This is a genomic window from Streptomyces sp. B8-7 (assembly GCF_058833805.1).
Genome location: NZ_JBYRRL010000002.1, coordinates 844,694 through 856,606 on the forward strand (window position 1 = coordinate 844,694; position 11,913 = coordinate 856,606).

The window sequence follows — 11,913 nt, forward strand, 5'->3', positions numbered from 1 at the left end:
GGAGTGCGGCACACCATGTCGCTGATCGATCTGCTGGCCCGCCTGCGCGAGCAGGACATCCGCCTGCGGGTGGAGGACGGAAGACTGCGCTACAGCGCCCCCGCCCAGGGACTGCCCGAAGCGCTGCGCGCCCGGATCACCGCGCACAGGGCCGAGCTGATCGCCTTCCTGACCGCGGGTACGACCGCCGACGGCCCGCGGCCCGTGCCGCGCGCCGCGGACGGCACCCTCCCGGCCTCCCCGGTCCAGGAGCGGCTGTGGCTGCTCGACCGGATGGAACCGGGCAACCCCTCCTACCACATGCCCGCCGCCGTCCGGCTGACCGGAACCCTCGACCCCGGGCTGCTGGAGCGGGCCGTCAACCGGATCACGGCCCGGCACGAGGTGCTGCGCACCTCCTTCGAGGACGCCGGCGGCCGCCCCCGCCAGCGCGTCCACGCCGCGCGGCACGTGCCGCTGGTCCGGCACGACCTGCGCGACCTGCCCGAGCCGGAGCGCACCGCCGAGGTCGAGCGGCGCTCCGAGGCGGAGGCGGCCGCCCCGTTCGACCTCGCCCGGGATGCGCTGCTGCGCACCACCCTGCTGCGCACCGGCGACGACGAGCACGTCCTGCTGCTCACCCTGCACCACATCGTCGCCGACGGCTGGTCGGTGTCCGTCCTCGCGAACGAACTCGCCGCCCACTACCGGGCGCTGACCGAGGACCGCCCGGTGGACCTGCCGGCCCTGCCCGTCCAGTACGGGGACTACGCCGACTGGCACGCCCGGTGGCTGGACGGCGAGGAGTGCGCCGCCCAGCTCGGCCGCTGGCGCGAACGGCTCGGCGGCGGACTGCCGGACCTCGCCCTGCCGCTGGACGTGCCCCGCCCCGCCGTCCGCACCTTCCGCGCGGGCCGCGCCGAGCGCACCGTCCCGGCGGAGACCGCCGAGGGGCTGCGGCGGATCGCGCAGGAGTCCGGGGCCACCCTGTTCACCGTCATGCTGGCCGCCTTCAAGGTGCTGCTGCACCGCCTCAGCGGCCAGGACGACCTCATCGTCGGCATCCCCGAGGCGGGCCGCAACCGGTCCGAGACCGAGCCGCTCGTCGGCTTCTTCGTCAACACCCTGGCGCTGCGCAGCGACCTTGCCGGCGACCCCGCCTTCCGCGACCTGCTCGGGCAGGTGCGGGACACCGCCTACGACGCCTACGCCGACCGCGACCTGCCGTTCGAACGCATCCTGATCGACCTCCAGCCCAAGCGGCGGCTCGACCGCACCCCGGTCTTCCAGGTCTTCTTCAACATGGTGCCGTTCGCCGAACAGCGCCTGGACCTGCCCGGCCTGACCGCCCGGTTCCTGCACGTCCCGGACGCCGGCGCCAAGTTCGACCTCACCCTCTACGCGGGGCTCGACGGCCGCGCGCTCACCCTGGTGCACAACGCCGACCTGTTCACCGAGGAGCGGGCGGAGCAACTGCTCGACGCCTACGTCGCCCTGGCCACGCAGATCGCGGCCGACCCCGGCCGCCCGCTCTCCTCGTACAGCCTGGTCACCGGACGGGCCCGCGCGGTGCTGCCGGACCCGGCCCGGCCACTGGCGGCCACCTGGAAGGGCAGCCTCGCCGAGGCCTTCGCCGAGCGGGCGCGCACCGCGCCGGACCGCGTCGCCGTCGAGGAACCGGACGGCCGCTGGACCTACGGGCAGCTCGCCGGGCACGCCCACCGGCTGGCGCACCGGCTGCGAGCCGACGGGATCGCACCGGGCGACGTGGTGGCCCTGTACGGGCCGCGCGGCGCCGAACTGGCCTGCGCCATGCTGGGCACCCTCGCCGCCGGGGCCGCCTTCCTGGTCCTGGACACCGCCGAGCCCGCCGCCCGCGTGGCCGAGCAGGCGGCCCTCGCCGCCCCGCGCGGCCTGGTGTGCACCGGCGGGGCCGAGGCCCCGGCCGAACTGCTGGACGCCGTGCGGACCACCGTCGTCTCCCGGCCCGCGAGCCCCGGGCGGGACGAGCCCGGCCCGGACGGGAGCGGCCGGCCGCCCGCCGGACCGCCGGACACCGCGCTCGGCCCCGACTCGCCCGCCTACCTGGCCTTCACCTCGGGCTCCACCGGCCGCCCCAAGGCGGTGCTCGGCACCCACGGACCGCTCGCGCACTTCACCGACTGGTTCCAGGACGCCTACCGGATCACCGCCGAGGACCGCTTCGCCCTGCTCTCGGCGCCCGGCCACGACCCGATGCTGCGCGACGTCCTGGTGCCGCTGGCCCTCGGCGCCACCGTCTGCGTCCCCGACCACGCCTCGCTGCCCGGCCGGTTCGCCGAGTGGGCCGAGGACCGGGGGATCACCCTGGCCAACGTCACCCCGGCCACCCTGGAGTACCTGCTGGGCGGCCGGGCCGCCGCACACACCGCCCCCGCCCTGCGGTACCTCTTCTTCGGCGGCGACCGGCTGCGCGGTCACCACGTCACCCTGGCCCGGTCGCTCAACCCCGGCGTGCGCTGCGTCAACTTCTACGGCGCGACCGAGACCCCCCAGGTGATGAGCGCCCACGAGGTGCCCGCCGGCGAGCCGGCCGCCGAGATCCCGCTCGGCCAGGGCACCCCCGGCTCCCAGCTGGTCCTGCTCAACGCGGCCGGCGAACAGGCCGGCGTGGGCGAGCTCGCCGAGATCCACGTCCGCTCCCCGCACCTGTCCGCCGGCTACCCGGCGGACCCCGGGCTGACCGCCGCCCGCTTCCTCACCAGCCCGGTCACCGGGGACCCGGCGGACCGCTGGTTCCGCACCGGGGACCTGGGCCGCTACCAGCCCGACGGCACCGTCCGGTTCTGTGGCCGGGCCGACCGCCAGATCCAGATCCGCGGCTTCCGGGTGGAACCCGCCGAGGCGGAGGCCCGGCTGCGCGAGCACCCCGGGGTCGCCGACTGTGTCGTCCGGGCCGAAGCCGTGGACGGCGGCGCCGCCGGCGAGGGCGCGGAGCTCCGCCTGGTCGCCCACTGGACCCCGGCCGACGGCCCCGCACCGGCCGCCCGCGCGCTGCGCGAGCACATGGGCGCGGTGCTCCCCGACCACCTGGTGCCCGCGGCCTTCGTCCGGCTCGACGCCCTCCCGCTGCTGCCCAACGGCAAGACCGACCTCGCGGCGATTTGCTGGGCCCCGCCGGCCGAGCGCGACGCGGACGAGGCGTACGCGGCCCCGGTCACCGAGGTGGAGAAGACCCTCGCCGCGATCTGGGAGGACGTCCTCGGCGTCGACCGGGTCGGGCTGAACGACGACTTCTTCGCCCTGGGCGGCCACTCCCTGCTGGCCACGGTGGTCACCCACCGGGTCCGCGAGGCGCTCGGCACCGAGATCGCCGTCCGCGCGCTGTTCGAGGACCGGACCGTCGCGGGCCTGGCCAAGCTGGTCGAGCAGCAGGGCGACGCGGTGACGGCCGGCGCCCCGGGCCCGATCCGGTCGGTGGCCCGCACCGAGGCCGGCCTGGACGACCTGCTGGCGCGGCTCGGCGCCCTGACGGACGGGGAGGGCTGACCGGATGCGCTGGACCGAGAAGCTCGCCGCCCTCGCCCCCGCGGACCGCAACCGGCTGGGCCGCCTGGTGGAGCAGGAGGGGAGCGTCATGAACCTCTTCCCGCTCTCCTACACCCAGGAGTGGGTGTGGTGGAACAGCCGGCTGCAGCCCGCCTCGCCGATGTACAACGTCTCCGCCACGCTCAGGCTCGACGGCCCCCTCGACGTCGCCCTGCTGGACCGGGTGCTCCGCGAGATCGTCACCCGGCACGAGATCCTGCGGACCGGCTTCCACGTCCTCGGCCGCACCGCCGTCCAGGCCGCCGAGGAACCCCCGGCCGGCCCGCTGGTCACCGAGCACGACCTGCGGTCGGTGCCGGCGGACCGGCAGGAGGAGGAACTCGCCGCACTGGTGCGGCAGGAGCAGGCGCAGCCGTTCGTCCTCGCCGAGGGCCGGCTGCTGCGGGCCCTGCTGCTGCGGACCGGTCAGGACAGCGCCGTGCTGGCCCTGACGACCCACCAGATAGCCTTCGACGACTGGTCGATCCGCGTCCTGGTGCACGAGGTGGGCGAGCTCTACGCGGCCTTCCGGGCCGGCCGGCCCTCCCCGCTCGCCCCGCTGCCGGTGCAGTACTCCGACTTCTCGCTGTGGCAGCGGCGGTGGATGGACGAGGCCAGGATGGAGGCCGAGTTCGGCTACTGGGAGTCGCGGCTGAGCGGTCTGCCGGCCCTGCTGGACCTGCCGGCCGACCTGCCCCGCCCCGCCGTCCGCTCCTTCCGGGGCCGGGTCCTCGAACTCCGCCTCGACACCGCGGTCACCGGGCGGCTGCGCGCCCTGTGCCAGGAGTCGGGGGTGACCACGTACATGGCCCTGACGGCCGTGTTCCACCTGCTGCTCGCCCGGGCCACCGGACAGCCCGCGTTCGCCACCAGCACGCTCACCGCCTACCGGACCCGTCCGGAGGTGGAGCACGTGATCGGGGACTTCGGCAACATGATCGCGGTGGTGGCCGCCCCGAACCCCCCGGGGACCACCTTCCGGGACCTGCTGGCCGCCACCCGCGCCGCCGTGCTGGAGGCGCAGGAGCACGCCGACATGCCCGCGCACCGCGTCACGGGCCGGCTGCGGCCGCGGCGCGAGGAGAGCCACAACCCGGTCACCCAGGCGATGTTCCTGAGCGTGCATGCGATGAACGCCGTCGCCGGCGCCGACCTCGGGGAGCTGCGCGTGGGCTTCACCCGGATCGGCGACCCCCCGTCGTCCAGCCCCTTCGACGTCGAGGTCCGTCTGGTGGAGCGGCCGGACACGCTCACCGTGCAGTTCGTGCTCGCCGAGGACCTGTTCACCGAGGCCGGTGCCGCCCGCCTGGTGGACCGGTACGAGGAGCTCCTCACCGCCGCCCTGGAGCAGCCCGGGGCCGCGACCGCCGACCTGGCCGTCCCCGCCCCGGTGCCGCCCGCACCCCCGGCCGGGACGGCGGCCGGGGCCGGGGCCGCCGCCGAGGACGCCGCCGAGGACGCCGCCGGGGACGCCGACCGGGACGTGGCCGCGGCGGTGCGCCGCACGGCCGGGCTGCGCCCCGCGGACACCGCCCTGGAGACCCCCGGCGGGCCGGTCACCTACCGGGAGCTGTGGCAGCTCGTCGACGAGGTGCCCCGGCAGTCCCCGGCCCGCGGCCCGCTGCCGCTCGACGCCGTCGCGCCCACCACCGGCTCCGCCGTGCGCGTGCTCGCCGCGCTCCGCGACGGCCGGGGCGTCGGCACCGGGACCGGGCCGGTGCTGGAGCCGGCCGTACTGGCCGCGCTGGCCCCGCTCTGGGCCGGCCGCTGCCAGGCCGGTCCGGGCGTCCGCTGCCTGGCCGCCGCCCCGCCCGGCACCGTGACCGCCCTGCTCCAGCTGCTGGTTCCGCTGTCCGCCGGGGCGACCGCGGTCCTCCACGACGGCCCGGCGGGCACCTGGCCGGCCGGCGGGGCGGACGTGGCGGTCCTGCCGGCCGACGCGCTGCACCGGATCGCCCCGGCGGACGCGGCCCGCCTGCGCACCCTCGTCGTGACCGGTGAGCACGGCAGGCTCCCGGCGGCCCTGACCGCCCCCGGGTCCCCGGCGGTGCTGCGCGCGGTCGGCCCGGCCGGCCTCCCCCTGTGGCCGGTCCCGGCCGGTGCCGACCGCGGCCGCGGCCCGGCGCTGGACACCGGCCCGCAGGACCCGGCGGGCGCCGCCGGCCCGGCCGGGCCCGCCCTGTGGCCCGCCGACGCCGACGGGCGCCGGGTGCTGCCGGGCGCCGTCGGCGAGCTGCACGCCGCGGGACCGGCGGTCCCCGGCGGCGTGTGCGCCACCGGACTGCTCGCCCGCGAGGCGGCGGACGGCGGCCTGGAACTCCTCGGCGACCGGGCCGGCCAGCGGGTCGACGCGGCCGGGTACACCGTCCGCCCCGCCGAGATCCGCTGGGCCCTGACCTCCCTGCCGGAAGTGGCCGACGCCCGCGTCGGTTTCGACGCGGACGGCGCGCCGACCGCCCGGATCACCCCCCGCCCCGCGGACGACGGCGGCACGGCCGCCGTGGACGCGACGGCGCTGACCCGGCGCCTGCGCACCCTGCTCCCCGGATACCTGCGCCCCGCCCGGCTGGTGATGGACCCGCCGGCCGACGGGACGCACCCGCACCACTGAACGACGTCCAGGAAGAACTGGTGAGTGTATTGAGCAAGGCCGACCACGGCGGCGGCACCCGCCCCGCCGCACACGATCCGCGCGACTGGATCGTGCTCCGCGGCGTACGGGAGCACAACCTGCGGATCGAGGAGCTGGCCGTGCCGCGGCACGGGGTGACGGTGTTCACCGGCGTCTCGGGCAGCGGCAAGTCCTCGCTGGCCTTCGACACGATCTACGCCGAGGGCCACCGGCAGTACCTGGACAGCCTGTCCGCGTACGTGCGCCGCAAGCTGCCCAAGGTTCCCCGGCCCGCGGTGGAGTGGATCAGCGGCCTGAGCCCCACCGTGGCCATCGAACAGCGCACCATCAGCCGCAACCCGCGGTCCAACGTGGGCACCATCACCGAGATCTCGGACCGGCTGCGGCTGCTGTACGCCCGGGCCGGCCGGCACGAGTGCCGCGGCTGCGGGCAGGACGTCCACCCGCGCGACGTCGGCGAGCACCTGCGGGCCCTGGCGGCGGCCGCCGCGACCGGCCCGCTGGAACTGGTGCGGCCCGCCGCGGACGGGCCCGGCGGACCGGCGGCCGAACGCGTCCTGCTGCTGGCGGCCCGCCCGGACGACGAGGAGCTGGCCCGCGCCCGGCAGGCCGTCGAGGCGGCCCACCGCGACGGGAGCCCGCTGGTCGCCCTCCGGGACGGCAGCCCGGTCCGCCATCTGACGGCCGGCTGGACCTGCCCCGGCTGCGGGACGCAAGCCCGGGCCACCTCCTCCCACTGGTTCACCCCGAACTCCCCGGCCGGGATGTGCGAGGACTGCCAGGGGCTGGGCTTCACCTACCGCGTGGACCCGGCCCTGCTGGTCGGCGACCCCGAGGCCTCGGTGCGCTCCGGTGCGCTGACCTTCTTCGGGGACCGCACCCGCAGCAAGAAGACCTGGTGGCCGCTGCGCGAGCTGCCCGCCGTGCTGGAACTCGCCGGTGCCGGCCTGGACACGCCCTGGCGCCTGCTCCCCGAGGGCGTGCGGGAGCTGGTCCTCACCGGCGCCACCGGGCACGCCCTGCCGGAGCCGCTCGCCCGCGAGCTGGCGGCCAAGCCCTTCGACGGCCTGGCCCAGCACCTGGAGAGGCTGTTCCGGGAGGCCGACTCGCCCGAACGCAAGTCCTTCTACCAGGTGTTCATGGCGGCCCGCGGCTGCACCGGCTGCGGCGGCACCCGCCACCACCCCGAGGCGCTCGCCGTGCGCCTCGCGGGCCTGAACATCGCCGAGGTGAACGCGCTGCCGGTGGCGCGGCTGGGCGACTGGCTGGACGCGGTCCGCGCCGAACTCGCCCCGACCTTCCTCGCCGAGCCGGCCCAGGAGCTGCTGGCCCAGATCGGCACCCGGCTGACCTTCATGCTCGACGTGGGTCTGGGCTATCTCTCGCTCGACCGCTCCGCGCCCACCCTGTCCGCGGGCGAGGGCCAGCGGCTCCGGCTGGCCCGGCAGCTCGGCTGCGGACTCGTCGGCGTCACCTACGTGCTGGACGAGCCGTCCATCGGACTGCACGCCCGGGACAACGCGCGGCTGATCGCCCTGCTGCGGCAACTGGCCGACGCGGGCAACACCGTGCTGGTCGTCGAGCACGACCGGGAGACCATGGAGACCGCCGACCACCTGGTCGACCTGGGACCGGGCGCGGGCACCCGGGGCGGCACGGTGATCGCGGCCGGGCCCACCGCCGAGGTGGTCGCCCACCCCCGCTCCCGGACCGCCGCCTACCTGCGCGGGGAGCGGGTCGTGCGCTCTCCCCGCACGGCCCGGCGGCGCCCCGGCGACGCCTGGCTGACCGTCCGGGGGGCCCACCTGCACAACCTGCGCGGGGTGGACGCGGCCCTGCCGGTCGGCCTGCTGACCTGCGTGACCGGGGTGAGCGGCAGCGGCAAGAGCTCCCTGATCACCCGTACCCTGCAGCCCGCCCTGGAGCGGGCGCTGAGCCGCCGGCACGCCCCCACCGGGCCGTTCGCCGAGCTGACCGGCTGGGAGTGCTTCAGCCGGGTGGTCACGGTCACCCAGGAGTCCATCGGAGCCTCCTCCCGGTCCACGCCGGCCACCTACACGGGCGTCTTCGACGAGATCCGCAAGCTCTTCGCGAAGACCGAGGAGGCCGTGCGGCGCCGCTGGTCCACCGCCGTGTTCAGCTTCAACACCGACAAGGGCGGCCGCTGCGACCGGTGCGCGGGCAAGGGCACCGTCCGCATCGAGATGCTCTTCCTCGCCGACTTCTCGGTGCGCTGCCCCTCCTGCGACGGACGCCGCTACCACCCGCGGGTCCTGGAGGTCACCTGCCGGGGACGGGACATCGCCGAGACGCTGGACCTGGAGGTCGCCGAGGCGCTGGAGGTGTTCGCGGACGTCCCCGCGATCGCCCACCCGCTGCGGATGCTGTGCCAGGTGGGCCTCGGCTACCTCCGGCTCGGCCAGGACACCACCACCCTCAGCGGCGGCGAGGCCCAGCGGCTGAAGCTCTCCCGGGAGCTGATGCGCCGGGACGACGGCCGGACGCTGTACCTGATCGACGAGCCCACCACCGGACTGCACTTCTCGGACGTGGAGGTGCTGCTGGGCGTCGTCCACGACCTGGTGGACCTGGGCAACACCGCCGTGGTGATCGAGCACAGCGTCGAGTTCGCCGCGGCCTGCGACTGGATCGTCGACCTGGGCCCGGGCGGCGGCGAGGACGGCGGCGAACTGGTCGCCGCCGGCCCGCCGGAGGAGGTCGCCGCCCACGCCAAGAGCGCACTGGCGCCCCATCTGGACCGCCAGCTTCATGTCATGCCGAGCAGAGGAGGACACCGTGCCGGGACCGAGCGCTGAACCGGTCGCCGAACCGGTCGCCGAACCGGTCGCCGAACCGGTCGCCGAACCGGTCGCCGAACCGGTCGTCGAACCGGTCGCTGAACCGGTCGTCGACGTCGTCACCGCCTTCGGGCGATGGGTGGACCGCGAGCCGGGACGGCCCGCGGTCACCGGCGAGGGCCGCAGCTGGACGTACGGGGAACTGGGGGCGGCCGCCGACCGCATCGCCGGGCACCTGCGGGCGCTGGGCGTCGGCGCGGAGAGCCGGGTCGCCGTGCTCGCCGGACGCACGCCCGAGATGCTCGCCGCCCTGCTGGGCGTCCTGAAGGCGGGCGCCGCCTACGTCCCGCTGGACCCGGCCTATCCGCGCGAGCGCATCGGCTACATGCTCGGCGACTCCGGCGCGGCGGCCGTGCTGGCCGAGCGGCGGCACGCCGGCACCCTGGACTACGACGGTCCGGAACTGGTCCTGGAGGAACTGGTGGCGGGGCCGGACGGCCCGCAGGGCCGGCCGGGGGAGCCGGCCGCGCCGGTGTCCGGCGGACAGCTCGCCTACGTGATCTACACCTCGGGGTCCACCGGCCGGCCCAAGGGGGTGCTGGTGCCCCGGGCGGCGATGAGCGAGTTCGTCGCCGCGGCGGTGGCCCTGCTGGGACCGGTCGCCGCCGCCACCATGGTGGCCACCTGTCCCACCTCGTTCGACTTCTCGGTGTGCGACGTCTTCGCCCCGCTCTGCGCGGGCGGTCACGTGATGCTCGCCCAGGACGTGTTCTCGCTGGTCGAGCCGGACGGCTGGGTCACCGGGGACGCCGTCTGCGCGGTCCCCTCGGCGCTCGCGCAGATGGTGGCCCTGGGCGGACCTCCGCCACGGACCAGGGCCGTGCTCACCGGCGGCGAGGCGATGCCCAAGGCGCTGCTGGCCGAGCTGCGGGCGCGCGGGGTGACCCGGGTGTTCAACATCTACGGGCCGACCGAGACCACCGTCTCGGCGGCCGCCGGCCTGCTCGACTGGGACGACGAACTCGTCTCCATCGGGACGCCGTTGCCGGCGGTCCGGGCGTACGTGCTGGACGAGGAGCTGCGCGAGGTGCCGGACGGCACCCCGGGCGAACTGTTCGTCGGCGGGGCCCAGGTCGCCCGCGGCTACCAGGGGCGCCCCGGGCTGACCGCCGAGCGGTTCCTGCCGGACCCGTTCTCCGGCGAGCCGGGCGCCCGGATGTACCGCACCGGGGACCGTGTGTGCCGGCGTCCGGGGTCCGGTCTGCTGGACTACTTCGGGCGGCTGGACGCGCAGGTCAAGGTGCGCGGGTTCCGGGTCGAACTCGGCGAGGTGGAAGAGGCGTTGACATCCTGCCCGGGTGTCGTACACGCTGCGGTGGTACTCCGTGACGATCTTCCCGGCGGTCCCCGCCTGGTGGCGTACACGGCTCCGGCCGGCCCCTCGGCACCGACCGGGGAGCAGCTGCGGGACCACCTCAGGCGCAGCCTGCCGGAGCACATGGTGCCGAGCCAGTTCGTCCAGCTGGACGCCCTGCCGCTCACGCCCATCGGCAAGCTCGACCGCAAGGCACTGCCCGCGCCGGCCCTGCGCCGCTCCCGGGCCGAGGTGCTGCCCGGCCGGTGACCGCGGCGAAAATTCCCGCGGACCGCGGGAATCCATTTCTTATCTTTGTCGATCGAGCGGAACACGATATGCTCGCGGCATACGGACCACGGCTCAAGGTAATTGCTCCAGGGGCCTGTTGGAGGTTGAATACCGGTGCGCCTTCTCGCGATCGAACGAGACCAGTTCGAGGACCGGCTCAGAAGCATATTCGGACCGCGGATCACCCCGGTCGAGGAATCCTTCGACGTCATTCAGAAATTCAAGGACGGATCGTTCGCCATGGGGCACATCGGCCTCATGCTCTATGCGAACGGATACAATCTGCGGGGCGCCAGCAGCAAGTACCCCAACGGGCTCGTCTACCACGACGGGACCAACATCTTCGGGGTGGGGTACTTCAGCAAGGAGGGGCACGTCGCCAAGCACCTCCACATCGTCGCCCCGAAGGGTCCGACCCGGATCGAGGCGGTGCGGGAGTTCATCGCCGCGGTCCGCGCGGCGGGCCTGGCCAAGGAGTCGGTGTACATCCGGCACCTGTCCGCGGAGGACCGTGACGCCTTCCTGGCGGCCGGGTTCACGGGGATCGAGACCGACCCGTGGCACCTGGGCGCCCCGGAGGAGGACGAGACCTACCCCAACCGCGTCTACTACCTGGAGGAGCTGTTCGAGCAGGACGCGGACGGCACCCTGCAGGTGGCCAAGCTGGCCGGCGAGGAGCGGCGGAAGTACAAGAACAAGAACAAGCTGGCCTACCGGCGGTTCCAGAACTTCCTGGAGCGCAATCCCCACCTCTCCTTCGAGATCGAGCCGTACCACTACTCCGGGCCCGAGAAGGAGAGCGCCCGCAGCGTGGTCGAGAGCTACTTCCAGGCCCGCCGCGAACAGGGCACCGTGGTCGGCTCCACCCCCGAGGACTATTTTGCCATCGTCCGCGAGAAGCCGGGCGGCGACAACGAGCGCGACTATTTCTCCTACCTCGGGAACATCGTCACCGGGGACGGCGAGAAGTTCCCCGCGATGTTCTTCGCCGGAGAGCGGATCGGGGAGCGCCGGGCCGCCCTGTACTGCACGATGACCATGCGGTTCCGGGACCGGCTGACCGGACTCTTCAAGGACAGCACCGGATTCACCGCGATTCCCCAGTACGTCTGGCTCAACGTGTTCCGGCTCATGTGGGAGCAGGGAATCCGCGAGGTGGACGCCGGCGGTTCCGAGGTCAAGGGCCTCGACGACCAGAAGCGCCAGCTGGGCGGAAAGCCGGAGAAGACCTTCTGGGTCGTCGGGGCCGCCGCCGGCGACTCGTCGGCCGCCTGATGTGACCCGTGTCGAAG

Annotated in this window: 5 protein-coding genes; all 5 read left to right on the plus strand. The window is 75.0% G+C overall.

Annotated features, from left to right (window positions below):
* Positions 1–15 precede the first annotated feature (15 nt).
* The 5 genes from AC5K6T_RS12325 to AC5K6T_RS12345 all read left to right on the plus strand — a co-directional run bounded on the left by AC5K6T_RS12325 (position 16) and on the right by AC5K6T_RS12345 (position 11,896).
* A complete protein-coding gene (locus tag AC5K6T_RS12325) occupies positions 16–3,507 on the plus strand; it encodes an amino acid adenylation domain-containing protein (protein WP_493208399.1) in 3,492 nt (1,163 codons plus the stop codon).
* Between the two features lie 4 nt (positions 3,508–3,511).
* Positions 3,512–6,157 (plus strand): condensation domain-containing protein, encoded by a 2,646-nt coding sequence (locus AC5K6T_RS12330; protein ID WP_493208401.1) that lies wholly within the window; start codon positions 3,512–3,514, stop codon positions 6,155–6,157.
* Positions 6,158–6,177: 20 nt separating this feature from the next.
* Positions 6,178–8,994: an excinuclease ABC subunit UvrA gene (uvrA, locus tag AC5K6T_RS12335; RefSeq protein WP_493208403.1), complete on the plus strand. Its 2,817-nt coding sequence runs from the start codon at positions 6,178–6,180 to the stop codon at positions 8,992–8,994.
* The gene (locus tag AC5K6T_RS12340; protein ID WP_493208405.1) at positions 8,975–10,600 is read left to right on the plus strand and encodes an amino acid adenylation domain-containing protein; all 1,626 of its coding nucleotides are present in this window, start codon (positions 8,975–8,977) and stop codon (positions 10,598–10,600) included. The genes uvrA and AC5K6T_RS12340 overlap by 20 nt, the downstream gene beginning before the upstream one ends.
* Positions 10,601–10,735: 135 nt before the next feature.
* The gene (locus tag AC5K6T_RS12345) at positions 10,736–11,896 is read left to right on the plus strand and encodes a hypothetical protein (protein WP_493208407.1); all 1,161 of its coding nucleotides are present in this window, start codon (positions 10,736–10,738) and stop codon (positions 11,894–11,896) included.
* Positions 11,897–11,913: the final 17 nt, after the last annotated feature.

What these genes read in the sequence shown, in the direction of transcription:
- AC5K6T_RS12325 (WP_493208399.1), top strand. Translation starts at nt 16, where the DNA reads ATGTCGCTGATCGATCTGCTGGCCCGCCTGCGCGAGCAGGACATCCGC.
- AC5K6T_RS12330 (WP_493208401.1), top strand. Translation starts at nt 3,512, where the DNA reads ATGCGCTGGACCGAGAAGCTCGCCGCCCTCGCCCCCGCGGACCGCAAC.